At 24.8% G+C, this 26,195-nt stretch carries 32 protein-coding genes and 1 pseudogene; 15 read left to right on the plus strand and 18 right to left on the minus strand.

From position 1 onward, the window contains the following. From ABLL_RS04550 to ABLL_RS04560, 3 genes are read right to left on the minus strand one after another with little or no spacing between them, the layout of a single operon-like run. The gene (locus tag ABLL_RS04550) at positions 1-294 is read right to left on the minus strand and encodes a hypothetical protein (RefSeq protein ID WP_014473605.1); all 294 of its coding nucleotides are present in this window, start codon (positions 292-294) and stop codon (positions 1-3) included. A 12-nt stretch (positions 295-306) separates the two neighbouring features. Beyond that, positions 307-3,888, minus strand: a complete 3,582-nt coding sequence (locus tag ABLL_RS04555) for an AAA family ATPase (RefSeq protein WP_014473606.1) — start codon at positions 3,886-3,888, stop codon at positions 307-309. Further along, complete coding sequence (locus ABLL_RS04560; protein WP_014473607.1) at positions 3,885-5,078, minus strand: exonuclease SbcCD subunit D C-terminal domain-containing protein; 1,194 nt, start codon at positions 5,076-5,078, stop codon at positions 3,885-3,887. The genes ABLL_RS04555 and ABLL_RS04560 overlap by 4 nt, the downstream gene beginning before the upstream one ends. Before the next feature lie 241 nt (positions 5,079-5,319). Here ABLL_RS04560 and ABLL_RS04565 point away from each other — a divergent pair, with 241 nt between their 5' ends. Beyond that, positions 5,320-5,877 carry a recombinase family protein gene (locus ABLL_RS04565; RefSeq protein ID WP_014473608.1) on the plus strand — a complete coding sequence of 186 codons (558 nt, stop codon included), beginning with the start codon at positions 5,320-5,322 and terminating at the stop codon, positions 5,875-5,877. 12 nt (positions 5,878-5,889) lie between these two features. On the opposite strand, the gene ABLL_RS14655 is transcribed toward ABLL_RS04565, so the two are convergent. The 3 genes and pseudogenes from ABLL_RS14655 to ABLL_RS04580 all read right to left on the minus strand — a co-directional run. After that, positions 5,890-6,372: a Mov34/MPN/PAD-1 family protein gene (locus ABLL_RS14655; RefSeq protein ID WP_014473609.1), complete on the minus strand. Its 483-nt coding sequence runs from the start codon at positions 6,370-6,372 to the stop codon at positions 5,890-5,892. After that, a complete protein-coding gene (locus ABLL_RS04575) occupies positions 6,369-8,132 on the minus strand; it encodes a ThiF family adenylyltransferase (protein ID WP_083840899.1) in 1,764 nt (587 codons plus the stop codon). Before ABLL_RS04575 ends, ABLL_RS14655 begins: the two co-directional genes overlap by 4 nt. A gap of 49 nt (positions 8,133-8,181) precedes the next feature. Continuing rightward, positions 8,182-8,496 (minus strand): annotated as a pseudogene (locus tag ABLL_RS04580) (YegP family protein); the annotation flags it as partial. A gap of 223 nt (positions 8,497-8,719) precedes the next feature. Between ABLL_RS04580 and ABLL_RS04585 the strand changes: the two are divergent. From ABLL_RS04585 to ABLL_RS04595, 3 genes are read left to right on the plus strand one after another with little or no spacing between them, the layout of a single operon-like run. Continuing rightward, positions 8,720-9,775, plus strand: coding sequence for an XRE family transcriptional regulator (locus ABLL_RS04585; protein ID WP_014473612.1), 1,056 nt, complete (start codon positions 8,720-8,722; stop codon positions 9,773-9,775). 1 nt (position 9,776) lies between these two features. Beyond that, positions 9,777-10,280, plus strand: coding sequence for a PIN domain-containing protein (locus ABLL_RS04590; RefSeq protein ID WP_014473613.1), 504 nt, complete (start codon positions 9,777-9,779; stop codon positions 10,278-10,280). Between the two features lies 1 nt (position 10,281). Next, positions 10,282-10,980, plus strand: coding sequence for a hypothetical protein (locus ABLL_RS04595; RefSeq protein ID WP_014473614.1), 699 nt, complete (start codon positions 10,282-10,284; stop codon positions 10,978-10,980). Between the two features lie 577 nt (positions 10,981-11,557). Here the strand turns inward: ABLL_RS04595 and ABLL_RS04600 are convergent. Beyond that, on the minus strand, positions 11,558-11,797 hold the full coding sequence (locus ABLL_RS04600; RefSeq protein ID WP_014473616.1) for a helix-turn-helix transcriptional regulator: 240 nt from the start codon (positions 11,795-11,797) through the stop codon (positions 11,558-11,560). Positions 11,798-12,149: 352 nt separating this feature from the next. On the opposite strand from ABLL_RS04600, the gene ABLL_RS04605 reads away from it, so the two are divergent. The 5 genes from ABLL_RS04605 to ABLL_RS04630 all read left to right on the plus strand — a co-directional run bounded on the left by ABLL_RS04605 (position 12,150) and on the right by ABLL_RS04630 (position 13,679). Then, positions 12,150-12,440: a hypothetical protein gene (locus ABLL_RS04605; RefSeq protein WP_014473617.1), complete on the plus strand. Its 291-nt coding sequence runs from the start codon at positions 12,150-12,152 to the stop codon at positions 12,438-12,440. A 16-nt stretch (positions 12,441-12,456) separates the two neighbouring features. Further along, the gene (locus ABLL_RS04610) at positions 12,457-12,720 is read left to right on the plus strand and encodes a hypothetical protein (RefSeq protein WP_014473618.1); all 264 of its coding nucleotides are present in this window, start codon (positions 12,457-12,459) and stop codon (positions 12,718-12,720) included. Continuing rightward, positions 12,717-13,007, plus strand: a complete 291-nt coding sequence (locus ABLL_RS04615) for a hypothetical protein (protein WP_014473619.1) — start codon at positions 12,717-12,719, stop codon at positions 13,005-13,007. Before ABLL_RS04610 ends, ABLL_RS04615 begins: the two co-directional genes overlap by 4 nt. A gap of 263 nt (positions 13,008-13,270) precedes the next feature. Continuing rightward, positions 13,271-13,471, plus strand: a complete 201-nt coding sequence (locus ABLL_RS04625) for a hypothetical protein (protein ID WP_014473620.1) — start codon at positions 13,271-13,273, stop codon at positions 13,469-13,471. 1 nt (position 13,472) lies between these two features. Continuing rightward, a complete protein-coding gene (locus tag ABLL_RS04630) occupies positions 13,473-13,679 on the plus strand; it encodes a hypothetical protein (protein WP_014473621.1) in 207 nt (68 codons plus the stop codon). A gap of 125 nt (positions 13,680-13,804) precedes the next feature. Here the strand turns inward: ABLL_RS04630 and ABLL_RS04635 are convergent, their stop codons facing one another. Together ABLL_RS04635 and ABLL_RS04640 are read right to left on the minus strand one after the other, a co-directional pair. Next, positions 13,805-14,116, minus strand: coding sequence for a hypothetical protein (locus tag ABLL_RS04635; RefSeq protein ID WP_014473622.1), 312 nt, complete (start codon positions 14,114-14,116; stop codon positions 13,805-13,807). A 61-nt stretch (positions 14,117-14,177) separates the two neighbouring features. Then, positions 14,178-14,849 carry a hypothetical protein gene (locus ABLL_RS04640; protein WP_014473623.1) on the minus strand — a complete coding sequence of 224 codons (672 nt, stop codon included), beginning with the start codon at positions 14,847-14,849 and terminating at the stop codon, positions 14,178-14,180. 149 nt (positions 14,850-14,998) lie between these two features. On the opposite strand from ABLL_RS04640, the gene ABLL_RS04645 reads away from it, so the two are divergent. After that, positions 14,999-15,253: a helix-turn-helix domain-containing protein gene (locus tag ABLL_RS04645; RefSeq protein ID WP_014473624.1), complete on the plus strand. Its 255-nt coding sequence runs from the start codon at positions 14,999-15,001 to the stop codon at positions 15,251-15,253. 9 nt (positions 15,254-15,262) lie between these two features. On the opposite strand, the gene ABLL_RS04650 is transcribed toward ABLL_RS04645, so the two are convergent. Next, positions 15,263-15,682, minus strand: a complete 420-nt coding sequence (locus tag ABLL_RS04650; protein ID WP_014473625.1) for a hypothetical protein — start codon at positions 15,680-15,682, stop codon at positions 15,263-15,265. Between the two features lie 647 nt (positions 15,683-16,329). Between ABLL_RS04650 and ABLL_RS04655 the strand changes: the two genes are divergently transcribed. Together ABLL_RS04655 and ABLL_RS04660 are read left to right on the plus strand one after the other, a co-directional pair. Then, a complete protein-coding gene (locus tag ABLL_RS04655; protein WP_014473626.1) occupies positions 16,330-17,262 on the plus strand; it encodes a hypothetical protein in 933 nt (310 codons plus the stop codon). A gap of 65 nt (positions 17,263-17,327) precedes the next feature. Next, the gene (locus ABLL_RS04660) at positions 17,328-18,542 is read left to right on the plus strand and encodes an ATP-binding protein (protein ID WP_014473627.1); all 1,215 of its coding nucleotides are present in this window, start codon (positions 17,328-17,330) and stop codon (positions 18,540-18,542) included. Positions 18,543-18,552: 10 nt separating this feature from the next. On the opposite strand, the gene ABLL_RS04665 is transcribed toward ABLL_RS04660, so the two are convergent. From ABLL_RS04665 to ABLL_RS04690, 6 genes are all read right to left on the minus strand, one after another. After that, a complete protein-coding gene (locus ABLL_RS04665; RefSeq protein WP_014473628.1) occupies positions 18,553-18,945 on the minus strand; it encodes a hypothetical protein in 393 nt (130 codons plus the stop codon). 1 nt (position 18,946) lies between these two features. Next, the gene (locus ABLL_RS04670) at positions 18,947-19,450 is read right to left on the minus strand and encodes a hypothetical protein (RefSeq protein WP_014473629.1); all 504 of its coding nucleotides are present in this window, start codon (positions 19,448-19,450) and stop codon (positions 18,947-18,949) included. Between the two features lie 7 nt (positions 19,451-19,457). Then, positions 19,458-20,081, minus strand: coding sequence for a hypothetical protein (locus ABLL_RS04675; protein ID WP_014473630.1), 624 nt, complete (start codon positions 20,079-20,081; stop codon positions 19,458-19,460). Positions 20,082-20,092: 11 nt separating this feature from the next. Further along, positions 20,093-20,386 carry a hypothetical protein gene (locus tag ABLL_RS04680; RefSeq protein WP_014473631.1) on the minus strand — a complete coding sequence of 98 codons (294 nt, stop codon included), beginning with the start codon at positions 20,384-20,386 and terminating at the stop codon, positions 20,093-20,095. 90 nt (positions 20,387-20,476) lie between these two features. After that, the gene (locus tag ABLL_RS04685) at positions 20,477-21,562 is read right to left on the minus strand and encodes a hypothetical protein (protein ID WP_014473632.1); all 1,086 of its coding nucleotides are present in this window, start codon (positions 21,560-21,562) and stop codon (positions 20,477-20,479) included. Further along, complete coding sequence (locus tag ABLL_RS04690) at positions 21,559-22,674, minus strand: site-specific integrase (protein ID WP_014473633.1); 1,116 nt, start codon at positions 22,672-22,674, stop codon at positions 21,559-21,561. Before ABLL_RS04690 ends, ABLL_RS04685 begins: the two co-directional genes overlap by 4 nt. Before the next feature lie 152 nt (positions 22,675-22,826). On the opposite strand from ABLL_RS04690, the gene ychF reads away from it, so the two are divergent. Next, positions 22,827-23,930, plus strand: coding sequence for a redox-regulated ATPase YchF (ychF, locus tag ABLL_RS04695; protein WP_014473634.1), 1,104 nt, complete (start codon positions 22,827-22,829; stop codon positions 23,928-23,930). Between the two features lie 72 nt (positions 23,931-24,002). After that, complete coding sequence (locus ABLL_RS04700; RefSeq protein WP_014473635.1) at positions 24,003-24,821, plus strand: HDOD domain-containing protein; 819 nt, start codon at positions 24,003-24,005, stop codon at positions 24,819-24,821. A 17-nt stretch (positions 24,822-24,838) separates the two neighbouring features. On the opposite strand, the gene recO is transcribed toward ABLL_RS04700, so the two are convergent. Then, positions 24,839-25,453, minus strand: a complete 615-nt coding sequence (gene recO / locus ABLL_RS04705; protein WP_014473636.1) for a recombination protein RecO — start codon at positions 25,451-25,453, stop codon at positions 24,839-24,841. Between the two features lie 8 nt (positions 25,454-25,461). Beyond that, positions 25,462-25,725, minus strand: a complete 264-nt coding sequence (locus tag ABLL_RS04710; RefSeq protein ID WP_014473637.1) for a hypothetical protein — start codon at positions 25,723-25,725, stop codon at positions 25,462-25,464. 117 nt (positions 25,726-25,842) lie between these two features. Here ABLL_RS04710 and ABLL_RS04715 point away from each other — a divergent pair, with 117 nt between their 5' ends. Next, positions 25,843-26,160 (plus strand): pyrimidine/purine nucleoside phosphorylase, encoded by a 318-nt coding sequence (locus ABLL_RS04715; RefSeq protein WP_014473638.1) that lies wholly within the window; start codon positions 25,843-25,845, stop codon positions 26,158-26,160. The last annotated feature ends 35 nt before the right edge of the window (positions 26,161-26,195 follow it).

Below are 26,195 nucleotides of genomic sequence, written 5' to 3' on the forward strand. Positions count from 1 at the left end.
TTATATAGTAATATAAATTTCACTCATTCTTGAATCATTGGGATTATACCCATCTCTAATACTGTCAAATTTAGAATCTAACAAAACTAAATTATCAATATTTTCAATAATAAACTGTCTCCATCCTAAGTCCTTAGATGAATTACTTCCACCTTCAATTTGAAATGCACTTAATGTATCATCACCTTTATGTGAACATCCGAAAGTATATGGCTCTACTACTCTTTTTTTATCATTGTAAACAAATTCCAATAATTGCTTATTTGCAATAGCCTCTCTAATTATATTTTCCATTCTTAACTCCTTTTAATTTAAACTTAACAAACTTGTTCCATCACCCTTAGGCATAACCCTAATCTGCAATGGAATTCGCTCTTTTAGTGCTTCCACATGGGAAATCACACCTACCATTTTTCCTGAACTTTGAAGTTGATTTAGAGCATTTAGTGCTAATTCTAAACTATCACTGTCAAGTGTTCCAAATCCCTCATCTAAAAAAAGTGAATCTATACTTATCTTTTGACTAGCAAGGGCTGAAAGTCCAAGTGCTAGTGAAAGACTTACGATAAAACTTTCACCACCTGAAAGCGTACTTACAGGTCTTACTACATCACCTTGGAAACCATCTATTATCTCTATTTCTAAAAGTTTACTTGAATCACTACTTCTTTGAAGTTCATATCGTGGACTTAGTATTTGTAGATGTTTATTTGCTAGATAAATTAGTTGATCTAGTGTAATCCCTTGAGCAAATTTAGCAAATTTATCACCACTTGCTGAACCTACCATTTCATTTAGTTTTATCCATACTTTAAAGGCTTCTTTTTTCTTCTCTAACTCTTTGATTTTATCTTCATGTTTTTTCATATTTGAAGCATTTATTTCAAGTTCTTTTTCTAAACTTCCTATTGATTTTTGAAGTTCATCGATAGCTGTTTGCAACTCTTTTGATTCATCATTTAAATTTTGAAGTTCTTTATCTGTTAGGTTTAACTCTTTTTGTTCAGATAGTTTTTTTGCTGTATCTATTTTTAGAGTTTGGATTTGAGTATATTTTTCTTCTATTGCCTTACACATTAAAGATAATTCTTCTCTTCGTTCTTTATTTAAAAGTGCTTTTTCAAACTCTTCTTTTGAAGTAAAACTATTTTCTGTTAAGGCATTATTGAAATTTTGTTTTGTCTCTTCTAGTTTTGTATTATCATTAATTTGTTTTTGATTTAACTCTATTATTTGAGTATTTAGCGATTCATTTTTTGAATTTAGATTTACTAACTCTTTTGATAAAGAGTTATATTTTTCATTGATAGTGTTAAATTTACTTGTTATCTCTTTTTCAAAAATATCTAAATCAGATACATCTAAAATAGCTTTACTTTGAGTTTGTAATTCTATTGTTTCCGTAGAGATTTTAGCCAGTTGTTCAGCATCTATTTTTAGACTTGACTCTATTGATATGATTTTTGTATCAAGCTCTTTTCGTTGTATTGTTAAGCCTTGAAGTTTTATATCAAGCTCTTTCTTTGATGTTTCATGTTTAATAAAACTATCTTTTTTTGCAACTAAAATTCTGAAGTTTTCTTCAAAGTTTTCTTCAAATATTAGTTCATATTTGATATAAACTTTTGAAAGTTCTTCCTCTAAATTTTGCTTTTTAGATATGTTTAGAGTTTGTTCATTTTGTAACTGTTCTATTAAACTTTTTAGTTTATAAAGTTCTTGTTCATTTTGAGAAACTAAAGTTTGTTTTGTATTTAACTCTTTTTGAAAATTATCCCTTTGAGCTAAAACTTTTTCTTTTTCATCTCTAATTTTTACTATATTCTTTAACTCTTCTTCTAAAATTTGCTTTTCTTCTTCTAAGTTTATTTTTGAATCATCTGTTAGAATGAAATTCAATGAACTAAATACTTGTTCTATATCTTCTTTATTTTTTGATAATTTATTTAGTTCTAAAGTAGAACTCTCTACTTTAGTTTCTAGTTTTGATAAGTTTAATTCAATAGTACGTAAAGCTCTGTTTTCCTCATCAAATATTTGCTTCTTTTGAGCGATTATTGAAGTTGTTTCATCAGCATTTATATTTATTTTATGATCTACAAATGGATGTTCTTTCGAACCACATAAGAAACACTCTTCACCCTCTTTTAGATTTACTCTATCACTTTCGTATTTTGCTATTAATAGTTCTGCTTCTCTTTTATCATTTAGAGTTTGTATATGGGTTTGTATTTCATTTATTAGTTTTGTTTTTTCTTCTATATTTGTTTTTATAGTTTTTGATTCATCTTTTGAAGAAGATATGATATTTTCTTCTTTTAAAATAGATTCCAACAATCTTTTATACTCATCTATAGAAGTAATTAGTTTTTCAATACTTTTTAATCTATCTCTATTATTTATTTCTTTTTGATTGAAATTTAAAGTTTGGATTTCTAAATCTTTATACTCTTTATCTTTAGAATCAAACAGTACTTTTATCTCATCAAACTCTTTTTTTGCCTTAGTAAAACTATCTTGCAAAGTCTTTTCATCTAAACTATTTTTTTGAAGTTTCTCTTCTATTTGTTTTAAAAGTTTTACTATATCTTTAAAATCATTTACATTTTTAGAGATTAAAGATATTTCTTCTTTTAATGATTCATCATCTTTATTTTTTATTAGATAATCATTTATAGTTTTTAAATCATTTTCAATCTTCTCTTGATTTATTTTTAGTACTTTCAACTCTTCATTTAGTTTTGTTTTTTGTTCATTTTGAGAGCTTATTTTATTTTCTAAATCTTTTATATTTTGAAGTTTTGATTCTATTCTAGTTTGTAGTGTTCTTACTTCTTGAAGCTTTCTAGAGTTCGTATCAAATGAAACTTTTTCTTTATCTAATTCATCTTTTGTTTTTAATGATTCATTTGTTTTTGATTGTAAGAGTTGTTTTAAATCTTCTAGCTCTTTTTGAAGTTTTTCTAGCTTTTCTTTATCTTGATTTATTATTTGAGTTAAAGAATTTTTTTCTTGATATATTGGCTGAATATTTAAAGCTTTATTTGCTAAATCTAATTTAACAAAGTCTTCTTTTTTATTCTCTTTTTCAAGAGTAATTTTCTCAAACTCTTGTATATACTTAGTATTATCAGCTTCTAATTTTTGTAAGTTTTCAAGCCAATTAATTACTTTTTTTAGCTCATTTCCTTTAGTATCAAGTTCAAGTTTTTTGACTTTTGAATTATTTAAAACTAAAGTCTTTTCATTAACAATTTCATTTGACAATAATTCAATATTTCCTAATAAATTTTCATCTAATTTAATCTCATCATTTTTACTAGTATAAGTTTTAAATATCTCTTGTGAAATTTGTTTATAGATTTGTGTTCCAGTAATTTTTTCAAGTAAACTTGAACGCTCATTTTCACGTGCCTTTAAAAAAGCATCGAAACTTCCCTGAGCCAACATCATAGATTGAATAAACCTATCAAAATCAAGTCCAGATAACTCTTCTATATATTTTGGAACTTTAGAAAGATATGATTCTAAAACTTTTCCTGATTCAACTTCACTAACTTCCATTTTAGCACTTTGAAAAGCTCCATCAGGACTTTTTCTAGCTCTTTTTTGACTCCAAGAACTTCTATAAACTTTCCCTTTTACTTCAAATTCAACTTCACATAAACATTCCCCTGTATGTCTACTCATAAGTTCATTTGGGTTTGTAAGTCTTGCAGTTCTTCCATATAAAGCACAAGTAATTACATCTAAAATAGTACTTTTCCCAGCACCAGTTGGTCCAGTAATAGCAAATAATGATTCATCTTTTAAAAACTTTTCAAAGTCTACTTCAAATTCACCTTTTAAAGAATTGATATTTAGTGATTTTATTTTTAGTATTTTCATAAGCTTTGCACCTTAGAAACTACTTCTTTAAAGTTTAAAAGTAGTTCTTTTTCAAACTCTTTATCATCTAACTTTTCAAGTTCTAATCTCTTTTCAAATACTTGTTCAACTGATAATTCATCTAAACTTATAACTTTTAATTCATTAGCTTTTAATTGCTTTTCACTTTTATCTATTTTTACTGCAAGTAGTGTTAGTTCAAGTTTTGAAGCAAGTTGTCTGATTTCATTATTTGCATACATTGCATTATCATCAGATATATGAACTTCTATCCAAGAGTTTTTATCTTCTATTTTAGTAAGTTCATTTTTTATAGTTTCATAATTGCCTTTGATAACGATTAGTTTTCTAGAAAGAGGAACTTCTATTTCTTCTATACTCATTTCATTTTGAGTAAAAGATACAAGATTTACTTTTTGAGTATTTTTAGATTCAGAAAAACTAAGAGGTATTGGAGAACCTGAATATCTAACATGTTTATTATTTCCAACTATTTGATTTATATGAAGATGCCCTAAAGCAACATAATCAAACATTGAAGCTAAATAATCCCCACCAATATCAATAGTACCACCAATATAAATATCTCTTTCACTCTGAGAACTTCTACTTCCAACTGTAGTTAAGTGTCCCATTGCAATTATTGGTATATTTTTATCTTCTTTTAGTTCAAGCGCTTTTTTGTAGCAATTTTCATAATAAGCTTTAATACCACTATTTGCTAATTTTTCTTTTTCACTTATTGTTATTCCACTTAAAGATTCTCTGATAACACTATCTCTTAAAAATGGAACAGCACAAATAATAGATTTTAAATCTTCATTCTTATATATAGGTATGATGATATCTTCATCTTCATCACCAGTTGTTATTACATGAATATTAAATACTTCTAAAAGTTGTTTTGGAGCTTTTAGAGTTGATACAGAGTCATGATTTCCAGCTGTTATAATAGTAGTGATTAATGTTTTTATATTGGATAGTTTTCTTAAAAAATTATAGTAAAGCTCTAAAGCATAATTTGGTGGAGTTCCCGTATCAAAAATATCTCCTGATATAATTAAAACTTCAACTTGCTTTTCTTTTATAATTTCTAAAAGCCAAAAAAGAAAAGCTTCATGCTCTTCAGCTCTACTTTTCCCCATAAAATTTTGACCAAGATGCCAATCAGATGTATGTAAAATTCTCAAATATCACTCTTTTTAAATAAATAAGTAATATCATATCTGAAACGCGTCACATATCGCGTCACAGATTTGATTTTTTTTATAAATTATTTATTTTTATATAAAAACTAATATATTGTTAACATCTGTTTTCCGACACCTTATATCTAAACTAAAAAAACTTCTAAAAAGAAGCTAAATAATGTACGATAAATACTATCGGATTGTGATATAATACGAAAACTATATCAAAGAGGTTTTTCGTATGTTAATAGGTTATATTAGAGTTTCAACTGATGATCAAAATCTTAATTTGCAAAAAGATGCGTTAATTAAATATGGTGTTGATGAAAGAAATATATTTTCAGATAAAACATCTGGTTCAAAAGATAAAAGAGTAGGGCTTGATAAAGCAATAGAGTTTTTAAAAGATGGTGATACTTTAGTTGTTTGGAAACTAGATAGACTTGGAAGAAGTTTAGCTCATTTAATAGATGTTATTACAAATCTAAAAAATAGAAATGTTTCTTTTGTATCTATTACTGAAGGTATGGATACAACAACCGCATCTGGTGAGTTGTTTTTTCATATTTTTGGAGCATTAGCTCAGTTTGAAAGGAGTCTAATTCAAGAAAGAGTAAAAGCTGGACTTGAATCTGCAAAATTAAGAGGAATTAGAGGTGGACGACCAAGAGCTATTGATGATGAAAAAATGGTTGCAATTAAAAAAGCACTTGAAGATGGAATGAGTAAAGCTGCAGTTTGTAGAACATTTGGAGTTAAACGAAGTACTTTAATTGATAGTTTGAATAGAAGCGTGTAGAATTTTAAATATTTAATAAAAAATTATCTCATTTATTGATTGCTGAAATTTAAAACCATTAAATGATTTAAACCATATTTTCTTATCTAATCCTAAAATTATATAAAGTAAAATATTTTGTTCAAATTTACTCGTATAATAATTTTTAACAAAAGTTTTGTAATCTATATAAGAAGACTTGGGATTAAACTCTGGATGAGTATGCCAATCGCCTAAATAAGTAATTGTTCCATTACTGTCTTTCCAAATTTTATTCATTTGTTTTTGTAAACATTCTATATTTAATTCTAAGCTATATCTACTATTATTTGTATGCTTGCATACTAAAATATGAGTAATTTTAATTCTATTTGAATTGGGATAGAGTTCTCCCATAAGAACTCCACCTGTTTCTTTATCACAATCTCTTATTTGTTTATATGATAAAAGTTCAGTTAATAGCTTTTTATCTAGAACAACTAATAAAGATTTTGGATTAAATTTTATTTTTCTCAAAATAACTCTTTTATATAAAGTGTAAATGAATCAAGATTCTTATAATCTTCTTTTAAATGCTCTTTTACATCAGTTAAATCACCTATTGAAGAAACTATTGGTTTTGTTTCTTTGTCTAAAATATATTGAACAATCATATTTGCAAAATGATTAACATGCATTTCTGCATTTAAAAAAGAATAAGGCATATAACTTGAATTACATCCAACATCATCCTTAGTTAAATCTCTTCCATATTCATCTTTTAAAATAATAAGTTTTCCAAAAATTTCATCTACAATATCAGTAATATTTGCTTTTAAATTAATAGAATCTTTTTCAAATAAGATTCCATGTCCAGCAATTGCATTTGCCTCAACCCAACATGAAATTACACTTGGTAGTTCACCTATAATTGCATCTTTTATCATTTTTGTTTCAACAATACTTGCATCACTACCTACTGCACTTACAATTAAATCACAAGATTTTAATTCTTTATAACAATTTACAACATTATCTGCATGTGAATCTATATTTACACCTATAAATTGTTTTAATAAAAAATTCTCTAAAGCTAGAGCTTTGTTTACGTTTACATATTCCATACCTAAAAGATGTCTTGAAATATTATCAACATTAAGTTTATCTGGATCAATAAGTACTAAATTTGTACACCCAATTTTTAAAAGTTTATAAGCTAAAGATGCACCAATTGAACCACATCCAACAATTGCAATTTTTTTGTCTTTTTGATTAACAGATACATTCATTTCACTACCACCTCTAGAGAAAATTCTTTTCATACTTATATCTTTTGCAACACCACCTTCAAGCTTTCTATTTAATCTTAATGGCATTAAAAAGTCTACGATAGGATTTAAGATTTTTATTTTTTTACCCATTGTATGTTTAGCAATTTTCATAAATAAAAATGAAAAATGCTCATCACCATTTGGTAAAATAAAAGAAAACAAAATTCCATTGAATAAATTTTTATCAGATTTTAATTTCTTAAATTCATCAAAATACAAAGTATCTTTTATTACATCTAAAAATTCTTTATAGTTAGCAGGTATCTTTGATGGAAAACTATTTTTAAAATTTATATAAAGAATTTTCTTTTTATCAAAAGAGATCTTACTGTTATTAAAAAAGTTTTCAACCTGGGTTGGTTTATCAATTATCATAAGATTTTGAGTAGACTTTGAAATATATAAATCAAAAAGTTTAAAGTCACTTTCATGACTTTTAATTAACTCTTTGTTGTAGTTTAGAACTAATCTAGTATAATCCCAATAACTATCAAATTCTTCAAATATTTCTTTAGAATTCAGTTTACTACTATTAATATCATCTATAAATTGTTCAAGTCTTTTAATATTATCAAATAATAAAAATTCTATATTTTCATAATAAAATTTGTCTTTTTCTTCAAACAAACAAATATCATGAGCATTTATTTCTTCATTTATTTGTTCAATATGTGGGTAAACAAGAAACAATGAACTATCTTTTATATAAAATTTTGGATACGATAGGGGGAAAGTATCCAAAATTCTGATTATAATATCTGTAGGTTTTGTATTGACAATATACTTTTTTGTCATTGTCAATACTTTATTTTTGCTTGGTATGTTTAAAAATCCAATTTCCTTCAAATACGTTTCTGCCAGGATTTGTTCTGAAGTTAATTGTTGATTTTTATGCATATCTATTTGCCAAACCACTTTTCTCTGGCTTTTTTGTTGGAGTAGGTTTTTCTTCTGCATGTGATTCATTACCTAATACTAAAGTTGCAGCAAGACCAATATCTCCATTATCTGAACCCGTTTCATCTTTTATATAAGATGTAACACCATATTTTTTAACAGCTTCAATTCCATGATCTCTCATAGCTTTTGTTGTGTAAGTTTCACTTGTTCCTATAATCTCATGATTTTTTGCTCTAAGATTAAAATAATGAGTACCATCACTAGCCTCTAATCTTTGATAGTTCTCATCAAAAGAACAATTCTTCTGTGTTGATTCTATACCGTTTAATGCACCATGCTTACTTGCATAATTTTCTGATTTTAAAATCACCTCATGATTTGATGCCTTTAATACCCAATGGTAAGGCTCTTTGATACCACTATGTTTTATAAGGACATAGTAACCTTCAGAATAATTGCTCACAGCAACTCCTTGTAAATTAATTTAACTATTTATCTTTTTAGAATAGGTAGTTAGCACCTAAATATTATACAGTTTACATTTTATATAATATTAAGTATAATTGTAAACATTATAAGCTTAATTAAAGTTTAAAAAGTTTACAATTTTAAATAAATAAATAAATTTTGTAAACTGCAAATTAGGAGTAATTATGTTTGGAGAACGATTAGAACGCGCACGTAAAGCTGCTGGATTATCATTAAGAGCATTAGGTGATTTAGTAGGAGTTAGTCAAACAGCAATTTCAAAATATGAAAAGGATATTATCACACCTGATTCTAAAATGATAATTAAACTATCAGATGCATTAAATGTGAAAATTGAGTATTTTTTTCGTCCTAAAAAATTTACTTTTTCATTAGAAAATGTTGAATATAGAAAAAGAGAAATAACTCAAAAAAATCTTGATTTAATAAATGCAAAAATTCTTGATAAAATAGAAAAAAGATTTGAATTAGAATCTTTTTTTCCTAAATTGCCAAATGATACATTTAAACTTCCATCTGAATTACCAAAAATAATTTATACATATGAAGAAATTGATGCAATTGCAGATGAAGTAAGAAGTTTTTGGAAACTTGGATTAAATCCAATTCCTGATGTGATAGATGTATTTGAATCAAACGGTATTAGAGTGTTTGATATTGATGAAAATATAGATAATAATTTTGATGGATTAGCAACATCTATTGAAGGTAAACATATTATTGTTATTAGTAAAGGTTGGCCAGGAGATAGACAACGTTTTACTCTAGCTCATGAACTTGGACATATAGTTTTGGCAAACAGATTGAATAAGTCAATTGAAATGGATGATGAAAAAGCAGCAAATCGTTTTGCAGGTGCATTTTTATTACCTAAATATGCAATTAAAGAAGAATTAGGAGAATCAAGAAATTTTATTGAGATACAAGAACTAAGTCTCTTAAAACAAGAATATGGGATTAGTATGCAGGGAGCTTTTATTCGGGCATATCAAACTAATATTATAGAACAAAAACAATATAGTATATTATGGCGCATGTTCAAAAGTAAAGGTTGGTTAGAAAAAGAACCAGGAAAACAACTTCCTGCAGAAAAATCACATATGTTTAATCAATTAGTATTTCATGCATTAGCAGAAAATTTTATTGGAGAATCAAAAGCTGCTGAATTATTAGATATGAGTATTAGTGAATTCTACAAAATTAGAATGATGGAAAATTAAGTTGCAATTATTAATTAGTGATAGTAATGTTTTAATAGACTTAATTGTAATTAATCAAATAGATAATATGTTTAAGCTTCCATATTCTTTCACTGTTCCCGATATCTTATATGATCAAGAATTAAAAAATGATCATTCTGATTTATTAGAAAAAGGATTGAAAATAAAAGAATTATCATCTGAAACTATCATATATTCAATGGAATTAATGGAAAAGTATGATAAGCCAGGAAGAAATGATTTATTTGCTCTTGCTTTAGCAAAACAAGAATCATCTCCTCTTATAACAGGAGATCAAGATTTGAGAAATGCTGCAGAAAAAGAAGCAGTAGTTTTATATGGAACAATATGGGTTATAGAACAATTAATTGTACATAATTTTATTGCAGTAGATGATGCAAGAAGATTCTATTTAGAAATGAAAGAAAAAAAGCGCCGATTGCCTTGGATAATTGTAAACGCACATTTAGATGAAATTGAAAAAAGCTATAAAAAGGATTATTAATATGCTAAAAACATTACATCCATATACTAGACAACTAATTGATTATAAAGAATACAAAGAATTTGCTATAAAAAACGGATATCAAACTTTAAAAGATGCTCCTAGTACGAAATGTCCAATATGTTTAGGAAATATGATTGCAAGAGCAGGACAAACAAAAGATGATGGTCATTTTGCGCATAAAGAAGATCAACCTTGCCCAACAAAAACACCTGCTGCTAGACCATATCTTGTTTTACATCATACACCAATAGATCCAGCAATTGTAAGAGCTAATAAAGATTTTATCAAAAATAATCTAGATGCTATATTTACACGTTTAATTGAAATTGTACCTTTCCTTGATTTTAAAGAATTTATTAAAATTTTAGAAGAAGCAAAAAGACTTAATATATATCAATATGCTAATTTAATACAAGAATACATTCCTTACGTTTATGTAACTCTCATTAACTTTTTACCTAATAAAAGTTTTAAACAAAAACGTCTTTATAAATTTATGTTTTTTTATGAAAGTAATATCATAAATTTTAGTGATTTATGGATAGATAACGGAGTTTCTTCCAAATTATATAGAATATCTTATGATGGTTCAACTACTAAAAAAGTAACAGAAATTGATATTAATGACAATTATCTTATTTTACCAACTAAAACCTTATCCGTAAGGCAAAAAGATTGGTGTAATCAAGTAATCTAAATTCATTTTGAAAGAGAAAAATGATAAATACTTTAGTAAATAACTTTCTTCTCATTGTGGGATTGGATGTTACTAAAAGATTTTCAATTATAGGTATATCATCAAGTTTTTTATTTTATAAAACAATTAAATTTTTCTTCAACCTATTATTTTAATTTAAATAATAAAGAATTTTTAACGATTTTTTTTTGTACAAGCTTCTAAAAGATATCAATTTGAATTAAGGTTTAAAAAATTTTTTAAACATATCTCAAAAGTAGAAGGTTAGTAGATTATTAATGATAAAAAATAATGAAACTTAAAAATTAAAGCAGAAAAATAAGCTTTAATAAATTATAAATATTCTATTTCTATTAGGAAATATTTAAAACCACCTAAGTAAAAACTCCCTAACTCTACTATTATGCCCATTCTCAATTATAAATTGTAGTATGAAACCAAGACTTAATATAAATAAAGCTATTGCATAATCAACTAAACTATTTGAATAAATTATTATATATAGTGGTGTAATTACATAAAGTAAAAATAAAAAGGTATATGTAATTTTTTTGTATTTATCAAACATATAAAGTTTTTACTTTTTCTCTAAATTTTGAGCAGCTTTTAAAATCTCTTTTAATAAATAATCATATTTTCTTGACTTCTCAAAATAGTCTAAAAATGGAGCTACCCATCTTGGAACTGGTATTACTTTTTCATTTACTTTAAATCCCCAATTGTTAATTGTTGAATATGGTATATCTGCAATACTTGAAAAATCTCTTTGTGTTATTCCTAACTCTTTTAATCTTGCATTAAACTCTTCTTTTGTCATAAAAAACTCTCTTTACTTCTATATTAGATGAATTATATCATATTAATTTCTATACTAGATAATATAAATCTTATTAAAATAATCCTTATTAGTTTAATTTATATAAATAGTTATCTATAATAGATATATTCTAGTTATATTATGAATATATTTTATAAAAAATAGATTTATATAAAAATAATTATAAAAACAAATAAAACCCTAAAAATCCTTAATTATAATCCATATTAGACTAATAAAGATATTAAATAAACTATATTAGATAATTAAATCTTGACAAAGCATTCATATTTAGATTATAATATCTTCATAAATATCTAATATGGATATTAAATCAATAAAAAGGAATCAGATGGAAAATGTAAACTCTTTAAATGAATGTAAAAAACAAAAAGAAGCTTTCTTTTTTATATTAAGAAGAATTATCTTAGCTTCTTGTGTATTGTTACTATTTTTTATTTTAAATATATATGAACAAAAAAGTAAAAATGAAGTAATAAATGCATTTAAGAATGGAAATGAAGTAATTTGTAATTCTTCAATTGTATCTATTAAAAATGGATATGAATTTGAAAAAAATAGAGAATTCTTTGTTACTAATAGTGTAAATATATTTAATCTAAAAAGATGTGTTTTAAAATAAATAAGGAGATTTAAAAATGTGTAACTTTTATAAAAATATGAATGTTTTCTTTGTAAAACTAGCAATACTTGTAGCTATGGGTATAGTTGTTATATTTATAGGAGCAATATTATATGTTGTTTTTTTACAGTTAGGTTTATTTAATATAAAAGCTTCAAGTACTATTGAGTTTAGTGATGTATTGAATTTTTTAATGTATACCATTATTCCATTTGTTACTTCAATAAGTATTATTAATAAAATTCTATCAGATGATATTGTAGAAAAAGATGCAATATGAATGAAAAAAGAAGAACCAAATATTTTATTGTAAATAGTAAAGTTGAAATAGAGTTTTTTATTGTAATTATAATAGCTCTTGTTCCAATTGCTCTTTTATACTTTCATCTAAATTCAAGAGATGAAATAATAAATGATTTTAATAACAATAAAATTTTAACTTGTACAACAAGAGAATTAATACTTGAAATTTCAAAAGAAGATAATTATATCCTTGATGGCTATTATTTCTTAAAAGGTAAAACTAAACTTCCTGTCTCAAAATGTAAAGTAAAAAAGGATAATTAAGATGATACCAAAAGATTTTATACATAAATGTATGTTTGTGTTTTTATATGATTTTACTAATAAATCTAAAAGTTTGTTCTTTATATTAATACTATATATTTTTTTACTATTTTATTTTTCAATAAATCAAGGAGATATAATTATGATATTTGTATTAATGTACGCAATTTTAATTATTAGATCATTTGATGTAAATAAAACATTAAGTAAAGAGTTTAAAAGATATAAAAAATACCTAAGATTAAAAAGAATAAGGAGATACCGTGGAAAAAACTGAAATATTAACCCAAGAAACTTTTCAAAAAAATATAGATTTGTATGTGGATAAATTAGCTCAAAAAAAACTAGATAAATTGCTAATAAAAACACCAAATAAAGATGATGTTGTAATCTTACCTGTTGATGAATATGAAAGATTAAAAACTCAATATGAAAAATTTAAAACAGTAACTAAAGGAGAATAAAATGCTAAACCCAAAAACAATAATAGAACTAGATTATCAGTTTGATAATGACCAAATAGATGAACTAAAAAAATTCCTTGATAAATATTTTAATATCTATGACCATGAAATAAAAGTCTATAAAGCAGAAGATTATGCAAAGCAGAGTTATTTCGCTCAAAGTGTGTTTGATGAGATTCAAAAAGAGCTGGAAAGGGAGAGTAATTGAATACTCTTTCTTTTTTTCCTTTTCCATTTGTAGTTAAATTTTTGTAAAGAGTTTAAGTAGTATAAGTAAATACAAAAATGTTAACAGGAATGTAAATTTACAATCTATGTAACATGCACTATTTATTAGTTTGAAGAATCAGAAGTTTCAATTGATACTGTTTCTTTCATTTGCTCTTTTTTAACTTCATTTTCGTTGGTATTATTTTCAGTAGTTTCAGCATTTTCATCTTTTTTCCCAGCTCCAACAAGTTTACCAGCACCTATTAATGTTCCTTGAACAGCTAATGTTGCAGCCATTCCAACACCAACTATTACATAAGCTGGTGCATTAGCAGTATGTTTTAAAGCTTTTGTAGCAGTTGAATCTTCTTGTTTTACAGCACAACCACTAAAAAAAGTGATTGCTGTTATTATTGAAATTGATTTTTTTAGCATTTTTCTCCAAATATATTAAAGTTAAATGAAAATAGTTCATTTAATTTAATGGTAAAATATTCTATTTTTTCGAATTGTTATATATATCTTGATAAGGTATTTTATATTGATCTAATTCTTTTTTATACAAATTGATTAAATCAATAATAGTTTTATATTTTACATTTTCCATGTAATTTGTATTGGATCCTATATTTGTAAAGCTTCCATACCATAAAAGCTCTGCTTTATCTTCACTCTCAATTAATCCAATATATTGATAAAGATAGTTTCTTGTAATAAACTTTCCTTTAGTAGTTTCTGCAAGATAAGAACCTATATCTGCAAAACTGAATGTAGCAGAATAATTTTCACCAATAAATGAATTTCCATATAATTGAGATAATCCCACTAAAGAAGGTATTTTAGAAACTTCATATCCTGATTTTTTCATACAATTTGAATATCTTTCTAAACCATTAGGACCCAAATAAAAAATTCCTTCTTTTAAGTGTCCATCACATTTATCAATTAGCTCAATTGGAGCAGTATCCATAAGTATAAATTGTTTTTTAAATTTTTCATAATTTTCACTTTTTTTATCAATTGATAATAAAACATCTGACAAAGAGAACATATTATCTAATGAATTATTGTTCTTAAACTCCTTAAGTAGAACACTATTTGTTGTACTACATCCTGTTAATCCTAAAATTATTACACATAGTAATAGTAAATTATACTTTTTCTTCATACTAATGATCCTAGTTATTTATTTTTTTGAAGTTCATATTTCTTTTAAATTAAAGAGATACTTGCTAATTTATTCACTTATAGCTGAATGATTAAAGAATCATATAATAATAAACTTTACATCAAAATTAACCAATAGGTGAAACTAATTTGAAAAATAATGATTTAGTTCAAGTAGTAGAAGATGTAGAAGAGTTTTATAAAGCTGTATCTAAAAATGTTAAAAAGCTAAGAAAAAAGCATAAATTTACACAATTAGATTTTTCTGCAAATATTGGTTTTAACTCTGTTAGTTTTTATTGTGAATGTGAAAATAATAAAAATGGAAAACATTTTAATTTATTACATGTAGTAAGAATTGCAAAATATCTAAATGTAGATATAAATGAAATAGTTAAATATTAACTATCTCTTTTATTTTGAATTCACATTAAAAACAGGCTTAATCTGACTTGCAATCAATAATATAATCATTAAAATAACTAATCCACCAAAAGCTATTGGTATAAATATAAAAAATTGAACTATTGTAAAAAACAATCCTAAAAAGAATTTAGCTATTTTTATATTTAAAACTAATCTTATTGCTAATAATATAACTCCAAATACAAATATTAAAATTCCATTTAATATATCACCATTTTCTTTTACAGCATCCACGTATAAATCATATCCAAAAAATAAAAGAGCATAAATAATGCAATATAAAAAGAATAACTCACTTGAAAAGAACCCATAATTGTATTTTCTAAAACTAAATGAATTTATTTTTCTAATAAAAAAATAGATTAACCACATAAAAAGAAAAACTCCAATAAACATTAATACAGTCATATTTACTTCCTTAAATAGCTAATATAGATAATATATGAATAATTATATATTAATATAGAAAGTATGTCAATAAATAAAACAGTTTATGTTGAGTGTTTTAGAAGAAAAATCAAAAATCAGAAAAAATCATAACTTCTTCTGTAAACTGAAGTGTAAACAACTGTAAACTTTTGTGTAAATTATGAAATTTATTTTTTGTAAACTAATTAGGCTAAGAGCATTTAATACCAATTGATTCCATATAGTTTAGTAAAAAAAGGAAACGGTAGAGTCTTTAAAATCTTCTTTTAGTAAAGTAGTTAGTTTACAATTTAAAGGTTACAATTTCTTTTTTATTTATTAGAAGTTTTACTTCAAAATTGTTTTCACTCAATTTCATAAAAGTGGCTTTAAATTTTAGTTATCTAGATTCTAATTTTTATAGTAATTCTAAAAATCTAAGTGATGCTTAAATGCAGTCAAGTTATCAGAACTTTGTAAAAACTGAAAAGTTTAGTTAATACTTTAATTACTAGGGGTTATTAGTCCTTTACTCTAATAATATTTGTTTGCTCTTTCAATGAAATTAAAAAAGAAGATAGACTCAACACATACCTGTAATTTAGAGACAGGATAGATTTATAATTTAAAAATTTAATAGGATAAATATGAGAGGAAGTGTTTATTATCAAAGTGCAGAACTTTCAAAAGTTGTATTTAAAGAGGGTGCAAAAAAAGAGGATAGAATAAATCCAAACCATGAACACTATAACTGTGTTGCTTCTTTTAATACAATGAAAGCATATAGAAATGTTTGGAATAACTTTTTTAACTATTTAAAAGAACATTTCAAATTAAAAAACTGTGAACTTATAACTGATGAACATGTTAAATCTTACTTTGAATATAAAATAGAATATTACGCTTCAAAACAATATGCTGAAAAAATCTCTTCAGCTTTAGGTAAATTAGAATTTGCATTAAATAAATACTCAATTGAAAAATATAAATATACAAACAAAGAACCAATAAAATATGATTTTAAAATTAGACAAAATATTTTGTCTAATGCTAGAAATTTTAATCTAATTGCAGATAACTACCATAATAGAACATACTTTTATCCCAAAGAGTTAATAAAAAATCTTCAAAATGAAAATCATAAAATTGCAGCATTAATACAACTTTTTGGAGGATCAAGAGTTGAAGCAGTAACTTTAATTAAATATGAACAACTAAAAGGTACTAAAATAGATTCAGTAATAAATGAAGAAGTTGGAATCATTGAAACAAAAGAAAAAGGTGGAAAAGTTGGAGATGTATTAGTTCCTTTATATATTTATAAAAAACTTGAAAACTACCTAATTGAAAATGATAAATTTAAAATTATCTATCAACACTATCTAAATGATTTAAAACAAGCTTCAAAACTGTCAAATCAAAAATATCACTCAAGTCATGGTTTAAGATGGACCTTTGCTCAAAATAGAGTAAGAGATTATCAACAAAAAGCTAATTACTCTTACTATGAAGCTATTCAAAAAGTCAGTTGGGAGATGAAACATTTTAGAGCTTCTATTACTGAACATTATCTTTCATAGTATTAATATAAGTTTAAAAGTATATAAATTATAGTATCATAATCCATAAATTTAAAGGATTATATATGTATATTCAAAGATTAATTTTAGAAGATATAAAAGAGTATCAAAAGTTTTTTCCAGTTTTACTAATTAGTGGTGCTAGACAAGTTGGAAAATCAACTTTAGCATTGCATCTAAATATCGACAATTATATTACTCTTGATGACATAAATATGTATGAAATGGCTAAAAATAATCCTAAAGGCTTTATTGAATCATTGAATAAGCCAGTTGTTATTGATGAAATTCAAAGATTACCTGAACTTCTTATATCTATAAAAGAGTATGTAGATAAAGACAGAATTAATGGAGAGTTCATTTTAACTGGTTCTGCTTCACTTCAAGGTTTTAAAGAAATATCAGATTCCCTTGCAGGAAGAATTGGAATAGTTGAACTTTATCCATTTTCACTAAAAGAAAAAAATCAAAGCAGTGATAATATAATTGATATTTTTTCTAAAGATTTAAATAAATATCTTTTAAAAAAATATGAAGATATAAGTATTGAAAAAGATATTATAGATGGTGGTTATCCAGAAATTAGTAAAATAGATAGTCAAAAAGGTAAGTACCTTTGGTTTAGCTCATACATTAGAACTTATATAGAATCAGATGCTAAAGAGTTAGCAAATATTAGAAATATGGATAAATTTATAAATATGTATAAACATTGTATGTTTAGAAGTGGAAGTATTTTTAATAAAAATGATATTCAAACACAAGTAGGACTTGATGGAAAAACATTTGATAGTTACTTTAGTGTTTTAGAGCATACTTACCAAATCCAAAAACTGCAACCATATTTTAATAATCAATTAAAAAGATTAGCAAAAACTCCTAAAATCTTTTCTATTGATACAGGAGTTCTTTGTCATCTTTTACAAATTAGTACTGAAGATGAATTTAATAAATCACCACTAAAAGGCGAAATTCTTGAAACATTTATCTTTAGTGAATTAATAAAAGCAAACTCTTATGCAAGCAGTAGAGCTAATATGTATTATTACAGAACAACTGATAAAAAAGAGATTGATTTTATTTTAGAGTATTCAAATAAAATTATTGCTCTTGAAATAAAAGCTTCTAAAACAGTTAAAAAAGATGATTTTAAACATATATACAAATTAAAAGAAGAGATAAACAAAGAGTTTGACAAAGGAATTGTTTTATATAGGGGAGATACATTTTTAGAAATTGATGAGAATATGTATGCTGTACCTGTTGGGTTTTTAAAATAAAGATGAAGCATTAGTCTTCATCTTTATTCTGTTTGGTATATTTTGCAGTTTTTCGATTAACAATATTTAATAGTTTGTTACTTTCATTTTCTAAATCTTTAATTTTAGAAATCTCTGATAATAGATAATCAAAAATCTTTTTATAGTTTGACTCATTTCTTACTAAAAATTCTTGAGTATCAATATATCGTAATGTTAAATTATGACTTATATTTTCAATTTCAGCTATTTTTGTTTCTAAATTTTTAAGATTTTTTAGAATTTCTTCTTCACTTTTTAAAGAGTTTTTTTTATCAAATTTCTTAAAAAAGTAGTAACAAATAAAAAAAAAGCTAAAGACTAATAAAATTAATAAAGCTATGAAAATCTCGATTAAATCTGTGTAATTAACTGTATTAATCATTTTATTTCTCCTCATTTCTTTTAAAAATCAAAGGATATTTTTCTACTACTTGTCTGATATAGGTATGAGAAATATTTATTTTATAATGCTTGCTAATAAAAAATGACATTTCTCGATAACTTTTATTTTCACTAATTAAAGAATTAATTATTGATGACTTATCGAGTAAAAAATCTTCTTTTTTAGAGATTTTTTTCAAATAAGATGATGATTTTAATAAGTAATCTTCGTATTTTTCAATTTCTTTTAAAGACATTGTTTTATTTTTTTTTGTGGCTCTTTCACGCAAATTATAAAAAATCTGAATCGCATTATAAAATGCAGCCAACTCAAGTGCTGAAAAGTCAGCACTTGGATGTTCATTTTTAAGCTTGAAAAACTCATTTCGTTTTTCACTAAATATATCAATTTTTACTTCTAGATTTTGATTTCTAAAGAAATTATCTAATTTTTTTAGTATCAAAACTGAAATATTTGCATATCGTAAGATGTTATCATTTGACATTTTTATCTCAAAATTCAGACATAAAATAATCACGAAATTGTGAGAATTGTTCAATTCTATAGTAAGATTTGTTTCTTAATTTTGTTTTTTTATTTACAAATTCAAAATCTCTTTTTATATACTTTTCAAATTCTGCAATCATCTTTTTATTATTTGAAAATAATTGTAATATTTTTGAGTATTTTAATGAAATAGAATTCATTTTTGTTATATAGTTAATATTACCATGATTTATACATATTTCATATGCTATATAATACTTTTTTATATTTGAAAAATAAACTATCTCTTTTTTGCCAAGAATAAATAGTAAATTACACATTGCATTATTTAACTTTTCATAATCGTTATATGCAAACTCTCTTTTTATATTTTCAAAATTCTCAACTGAGATATCTATTTTTTGTAGAAAATTTAAAAGTGAAATTATTAGAATCTTATAGTCAACATATAGATACTCATATTTTACTTTTTTCCAAAAAATTACACTATGTTTACTTTGTGTTTCTTCATTTATTTTTTCGCAAACTTCAATTATTTCGATGATGAAGTCTTTTAAAATTTCATTATCATTGAATATGTAATCTAAATCAAATATTGTTTTGATATTGGTCGGACAATTTATCAACATTTTTAAGCCTTTTAGGCCGTTTTTATCGTGTTTGATAAAAATTGTGCGACTTCTATTATAGGAAAAATATATGATGCTTTTTTCCCCTCTCCACTTCGAATAAAATTAGGAATATTACAAGATTCTTTTATTCGTCTATCTATAGTTTGTTCAGATTTATCTAGAATTATCGCGAGTTGGGCTTTTGTAATACTGTAACCAAAATCTTTTTTTAGTAAAACTACATATTTGTCAAATTTTGTTGGAGCCATTGAAAGTGATAAAGCTAATTCTAAATCATTTTCATTAAGTTTTTTTTCATCCATATTGTTCCTTTTTGTTAAATATTAGGTACCTATGAATGAAATTGTAATTTATTTATAAAATTCTAGTGGTTAAAAATCAGCTTCTGATTTTTAACCACCAATAAGAGTCTTATAACCGAGATTTTCTATAAATATTTGCATTAATTTATATCTTGATTTTATTGTAGAAATAGAATAATAATCGTTTATTATTCTATTTTGTTTTAAAAATCTATCTTTATTTTCAATGTAAAAATCAAATGGAATATATTTTGTTTTAGATTCTCCTTTTTTTATTTCAAATTTTAATTTGTTAATTTTTATTCCATGATATTTGTTAAATATTTCTTGTAAATATTTAGCTGTTTCATTAATTGAAAAAGTGCTTTTTTGATAATAATCATAAATAAAAAAACAATCAGCCCAATCTATAGAATTAAAATTATTTATATCTTCTATTTCATAATGCTTTTCTAAAGTTATTTCACTTAGAGTAGGTAGAAGTGAATTATTTTTATCAAATTCTTTTTTCAAATGTAAGATATAAGAAACTAATTCTTTTTCTGGGAGTGCAAAATTTATATCCTCCAATGATGATAGCTTAGAAAAATTCATTGAAGCTTTAATAACTGGTCTAGAAAAATTTGTTTTAATTGAACGTTTAACTTCATGGAAAGAAAAATCTTTTTTATCAGCTTCAATTGTATGAATAAAACTTAAACTAGTTTCGACTTGAAATCCAGTATGAATATTTCTTTGAGAATGACATTCTATATAGTTATAAGAGTGAGAATTTTTTTCTAAATTGTTATTAGATTCATTAAATGAATTAAATTTTAAATTCTGAACAGGTGAAAAATTATAGTAATTTATCCATTTTTCATTAGATTCAATATTAAAAAAATATGTATCTTTTAATTTTTCTTGAACTACAGATTTTAAATTAATATCTTCAAAAATATTTTCTTTGTTGTTTAAAAAATTAAAATTCTTTTTTCTCTTTAAAATAAATTTCTCTAATTTCTTAGTCAAAGATATATTCTTTGACAATATATTCCATATTAAAGATAAAATTAAAACATCTGAATTTCTTACAGCCATTTCATAAGCCACACAATTTATTAATTCATAATTTTTAAATTCTTCGACATCAGTATATTGATGATAATTTCTATCAAGTAAATATTCATTAGTCATTGGTATAATCCTAAAACCATATCTTTTCCACTATCAGGAGCCAATTTTGCATATCTTAAAGTCATTGTGATATCTTTGTGATTCATTAATTTTTGTATAGTGTATATTGGTGTACCTTTAATTGCAAGATGACTTGCAAAAGTATGTCTTAACGTATGTGTAACAACTCGATTTTTTCTATCGTCATTTGCTAACCCAACATTGAAATATCTATTATAAATTTTTGTAAGTCTATCCTTGATAACTTGCTCTCCTCTATCTATAATAAAATCATTGGCATTTAACTTTTCAATTCTTTTTTTTAGAAGATACTTTAGCTCATCATTAAAAAACCCCAAATAAGTAGAGTTATTTTTATGATCTTTTAATTGAACTGTATTTGATTCAAGTTTTATATCTTTTTTTGTAATACTTAGTATTGTGCCTAATCTACCACCTGTTTGTAGAGCTAATTGAACAAAAATATATAAATATTCTTCATGTTTTACTTCATCTAAAAGTATATTTATCTCTTCATGTGTTAAATATCTTTCTCTTTTATTATCAACATTAACTCTTTTTACACTTTTATTTACAGGATTATTCCCTTTAAAAATTTCTTTTTGAATTGCAACATTATAAATTGCACCAATAATTTGAATTAGAGCATTTACAGTCCGTTCTGCAAGGACTTTTCTTTTTATTTTTTGAATTTCTTTTATGTCATCAGAAGTAATTTCATCAACACTTTTATGCCCTAGGAAAGGTTTAATATGATTGATGTAGCTTTTTTTGATTTTTTCAATATCTTTAACTTCCATCTCTTTTTCTTTAAAATAGATTTCTGCAAAATTATCAAGTTTTGTAATATTTTTCTTTTTCTTCTTTGCAACTGCAGGTGGTTCTTCTCCCAATCTTAGCTTCATAAGAATTTCATTTCTTATTTGTTTACAATAATTTATTCTGATACCTTGAGAGTGTTTACCTATCGTTTTTAGTCTATCTGAATCATTTTCACGATATCTAATTAGATACGTTTTATCTACTTCTTTGCCATTTTCGTTTATAATCCGTTTATAAAAAATACCTTCCTCATTGGTTGGAATTCTTTTTGATAGAGTTTTTAAATTCATTGTAAAAAAAGTCCTTATAAAATCCTTGAGATTTGAAAAATATTGCTAAATATTGAGATTTAATTTTACATGTTTAAATCATAAGAATCCCTTAAAAACGCCGAATTGATGGATATTGTAGGTTATTTATAGAAAATGATAAAAGGAATATAATGGGATTAGGTGTAGGAATAGTAGGACTTCCAAACGTAGGTAAATCAACAACTTTTAATGCTTTAACAAAAGCTCAAAATGCAGAAGCACAAAATTATCCGTTTTGTACAATTGAACCAAATAAAGCGATTGTTCCCGTACCTGATAAAAGACTTGATGAGTTAGCAAAAATTGTAAATCCAAATAAAATTCAACATTCTACTATCGATTTTGTTGATATTGCAGGGCTTGTAAGAGGTGCAAGTAAAGGTGAAGGATTAGGGAATCAATTTTTATCAAATATCAGAGAAGTTGAAGTTATTTTACACATGGTAAGATGTTTTGAAGATGGAAATATCACTCACGTTGAAGGAGATGTTAATCCTCTAAGAGATATTGAAATTATTGAAACAGAACTTATTTATGCTGATATTTCTCAATTAGAGAAAAAAATAGATAGACTTAAAAAACAAGCAAAAGCATCAAAAGAAGCTGCTTCTCAATTAGTAATCGCAGAAGAGTTATATGCTCATATTGGTGAATTACAACCTGTAAAAACTTTTGAAAAACTAGAAGATGAATCATTTAAAGCTTTAGATAAAGAGTTAAGATTTTTATCAAATAAAGATGTGATTTATGGTGCAAATGTTGATGAAGATTCATTAGCTGATGGTGGAAATAAATTTGTTGATATGGTAAGAGAACATGCATCAAATGTAAATGCTGATGTTATTATGCTTTGTGCAAAAATCGAAGAAGAATTAGTTGGTCTTTCAGATGAAGAAGCAACAGAGTTTTTATCTGATTTAGGTGTTCAAGAATCAGGATTAGAGCAAATTATTCATAAAGCATTTGATAAATTAGGTTTAATGAGTTATTTTACAGCTGGAAAAGTGGAAGTTAGAGCATGGACTATTAGAAAAAATACAAAAGCACCTCAAGCAGCAGCAGTAATTCATAATGATTTTGAAAAAGGTTTTATTAAAGCAGAAGTAATCTCTTATGCAGATTTTGTAGCTTTAGGTGGCGAATCAAAATGTAAAGAATCAGGTAAGTTAAGACTTGAAGGTAAAGATTATGTTGTTCAAGATGGTGATATAATGCATTTTAGATTTAATGTTTAAAATAAATTTATACGTAATTGATAATTTTTTAGTTAGAATGAACATAATAATTGAATTAGGAGTTTAAATTTGTTGTCTAATAATATCCTAGAAAAGATAGAATCTCTTCCTCCCTTGCCAAAAACAATAATAGAGATTGAAGAGTTTAGAAAAAAACCAAATAAAGAAGCCATTGATTTACTAAAAATAATTGAAAAAGATGCCTTAATAATATCAACATTGTTAAAAATCTCGAATTCTGCAATGTTTGGTTTTAGGTCAAAAGTTGAAACACCAAGTCGAGCTATTAATCTACTTGGAATCAATTTTACTATTTCTATTGCTATTGGTGGAACAGTACAAAATCTTTTAATGACAAATTTAGAACCATATGCTATTAATAGTGATGATTTTATGAGAGCTTCAAATATTTCTTCAACTTTAGCCAATATATGGCTTTCAAAAATTGATGCAGAATTAAAAGAAGATATTATTTTACCTGCGCTTTTACAAGAAACAGGAAAATTTATTTTAGCTGATATTATATCTAGTGAAGGAAAAGCAGATTTATTTAAATCAAAAATATCAGCTGGTGCATCTATTGAATCAGTAGAAAAAGAGTTATTAGATGTAACTACTTCACAAGTTACTGCTCAAATATTTAGATATTGGAAATTAAGTGAAAATCTTATAAATATGATTGAAAATGTAGATGATGTTTCAAAAGCTACACCTGAATATAAGAAAAAAACTCAGATTTTAGATGTTATTAAAACAGCAGCATATATAAAAGAACCATTAAGTGATGAAAATGTAGAAAGAGCTATAAAAAAAGCAACTTTATATGGATTTGATATAAAAAATCTAAAAAATGCAATAGAAACTCTACAAGATAGATTACTTGACGAATAGAATTTTTGTCAAGTAAATTATAAACCTAAAAGAATTATATTCCATAAATATTCAACTTCTTCATCAGTTAGGTTTATAGTTTTTTTCTTTTCAAAGAGTTCTGAAATTTTATTTAACTTAAAAATTTTTCCTCTTGTACATTCAGTATGAAGGGGTAAAAATCCTCTAACTAACGATACATCTTCATAAATTTTTGTTTCGCACAATAAACATTCAAAGTCAGAATGAAGTCTTCCTTCAAATTCAAGTAAAGAGATATATGATTCACAAATTGCTCTTAAAACATTTTGTTTAGACATAATATGAACTAAGTTTTCTAAGGAGTAAAAATAAAAAGAATCTAACTCTTCAAGCTCTTTTAAATGTGGATAAAATAGTTTAATATATCGTTGCCAACAATACATTTTTTCATTATCAAGTATCCAAGGGAAACCAAGTTGAATTACATCTTTTAACCTTGGAATATTAGCCCTTGTATTTTCTAGTTCAAAATCAATTTTATAGCCTATATTTATATTTGAATGTCTAGCTCCATAAAATCTATAAGTTGTAAGAAGTTCATTTTCAGTTATTATAGTTACAATTAAATCATCATCTTTAACAGGTTTTATATCTATAATGTAACCTTGCATAAAAGTTATTAGTCCTCTAAATCTTCTTTTCTCATTTCATTTATTTCATCAATGATTTCTTTACACTCTTCATCATCAATGTCTCCATGAGTTAAATCAACTAACATTTCTTCAAAATCTTTTTTCATTTCTTGTATTTGTTTTAATTCTTCTTTTATATTATCATCATCTTTTTTTGCTGCAATAATTTCAAATAATTCATCAATATAATCTTCAATCTCAATAAGAACTTCATTTTTTATTAAATTCTCTAACTCTTCTTGAATAGTCATTTTTACACCTTTTTTAAAAATTTGGAAATTATAACAAAAAAGAACTACTCTTTTGCTTCAATATAATCATATAATTGTTGTGTTAAAATATAATAAATAATAACGTAAGGAAAGTAAATGGCAGAGTTTAAAGGTGTTTCTATTGCAAAAGCAGCAAATATTCTTTTTGAAGGTAATATTACAAGTAGATCTATCACATTTGAAGATGGTTCTAGAAAAACTTTAGGAATAATGCTTCCAGGTGAATATGAGTTAAACACAGTTCATAAAGAAATTATGGATATTCAAAGAGGTGTTTTAGAAGTTTTATTACCAGCTCAAGAATGGGTAAAATATGAAGGACCAGCATCATTTGAAATACAAGCTAATTCAAAATTCAAATTAAGAGTTCATTCTTTAGTTGATTATTGTTGTTCTTTTATAAAAAATCATTAATTGTTATTTGTTTCTTACAAACAATGCGATAGAAT

It is taken from the genome of Arcobacter sp. L, assembly GCF_000284235.1.
GTDB lineage: Bacteria > Campylobacterota > Campylobacteria > Campylobacterales > Arcobacteraceae > Aliarcobacter > Aliarcobacter defluvii.

Bases quoted from the DNA above. Each gene is read 5' to 3' on its own strand.
- ABLL_RS04550 (WP_014473605.1), bottom strand. From the start codon at position 294: ATGGAAAATATAATTAGAGAGGCTATTGCAAATAAGCAATTATTGGAA.
- ABLL_RS04555 (WP_014473606.1), bottom strand. From the start codon at position 3,888: ATGAAAATACTAAAAATAAAATCACTAAATATCAATTCTTTAAAAGGT.
- ABLL_RS04565 (WP_014473608.1), top strand. From the start codon at position 5,320: ATGTTAATAGGTTATATTAGAGTTTCAACTGATGATCAAAATCTTAAT.
- ABLL_RS04575 (WP_083840899.1), bottom strand. From the start codon at position 8,132: ATGAATCACATGCAGAAGAAAAACCTACTCCAACAAAAAAGCCAGAGA.
- ABLL_RS04585 (WP_014473612.1), top strand. From the start codon at position 8,720: ATGTTTGGAGAACGATTAGAACGCGCACGTAAAGCTGCTGGATTATCA.
- ABLL_RS04595 (WP_014473614.1), top strand. From the start codon at position 10,282: ATGCTAAAAACATTACATCCATATACTAGACAACTAATTGATTATAAA.
- ABLL_RS04600 (WP_014473616.1), bottom strand. From the start codon at position 11,797: ATGACAAAAGAAGAGTTTAATGCAAGATTAAAAGAGTTAGGAATAACA.
- ABLL_RS04605 (WP_014473617.1), top strand. From the start codon at position 12,150: ATGGAAAATGTAAACTCTTTAAATGAATGTAAAAAACAAAAAGAAGCT.
- ABLL_RS04610 (WP_014473618.1), top strand. From the start codon at position 12,457: ATGTGTAACTTTTATAAAAATATGAATGTTTTCTTTGTAAAACTAGCA.
- ABLL_RS04615 (WP_014473619.1), top strand. From the start codon at position 12,717: ATGAATGAAAAAAGAAGAACCAAATATTTTATTGTAAATAGTAAAGTT.
- ABLL_RS04630 (WP_014473621.1), top strand. From the start codon at position 13,473: ATGCTAAACCCAAAAACAATAATAGAACTAGATTATCAGTTTGATAAT.
- ABLL_RS04635 (WP_014473622.1), bottom strand. From the start codon at position 14,116: ATGCTAAAAAAATCAATTTCAATAATAACAGCAATCACTTTTTTTAGT.
- ABLL_RS04640 (WP_014473623.1), bottom strand. From the start codon at position 14,849: ATGAAGAAAAAGTATAATTTACTATTACTATGTGTAATAATTTTAGGA.
- ABLL_RS04650 (WP_014473625.1), bottom strand. From the start codon at position 15,682: ATGACTGTATTAATGTTTATTGGAGTTTTTCTTTTTATGTGGTTAATC.
- ABLL_RS04655 (WP_014473626.1), top strand. From the start codon at position 16,330: ATGAGAGGAAGTGTTTATTATCAAAGTGCAGAACTTTCAAAAGTTGTA.
- ABLL_RS04660 (WP_014473627.1), top strand. From the start codon at position 17,328: ATGTATATTCAAAGATTAATTTTAGAAGATATAAAAGAGTATCAAAAG.
- ABLL_RS04665 (WP_014473628.1), bottom strand. From the start codon at position 18,945: ATGATTAATACAGTTAATTACACAGATTTAATCGAGATTTTCATAGCT.
- ABLL_RS04670 (WP_014473629.1), bottom strand. From the start codon at position 19,450: ATGTCAAATGATAACATCTTACGATATGCAAATATTTCAGTTTTGATA.
- ABLL_RS04675 (WP_014473630.1), bottom strand. From the start codon at position 20,081: ATGTTGATAAATTGTCCGACCAATATCAAAACAATATTTGATTTAGAT.
- ABLL_RS04680 (WP_014473631.1), bottom strand. From the start codon at position 20,386: ATGGATGAAAAAAAACTTAATGAAAATGATTTAGAATTAGCTTTATCA.
- ABLL_RS04685 (WP_014473632.1), bottom strand. From the start codon at position 21,562: ATGACTAATGAATATTTACTTGATAGAAATTATCATCAATATACTGAT.
- ABLL_RS04690 (WP_014473633.1), bottom strand. From the start codon at position 22,674: ATGAATTTAAAAACTCTATCAAAAAGAATTCCAACCAATGAGGAAGGT.
- ychF (WP_014473634.1), top strand. From the start codon at position 22,827: ATGGGATTAGGTGTAGGAATAGTAGGACTTCCAAACGTAGGTAAATCA.
- recO (WP_014473636.1), bottom strand. From the start codon at position 25,453: ATGCAAGGTTACATTATAGATATAAAACCTGTTAAAGATGATGATTTA.
- ABLL_RS04710 (WP_014473637.1), bottom strand. From the start codon at position 25,725: ATGACTATTCAAGAAGAGTTAGAGAATTTAATAAAAAATGAAGTTCTT.
- ABLL_RS04715 (WP_014473638.1), top strand. From the start codon at position 25,843: ATGGCAGAGTTTAAAGGTGTTTCTATTGCAAAAGCAGCAAATATTCTT.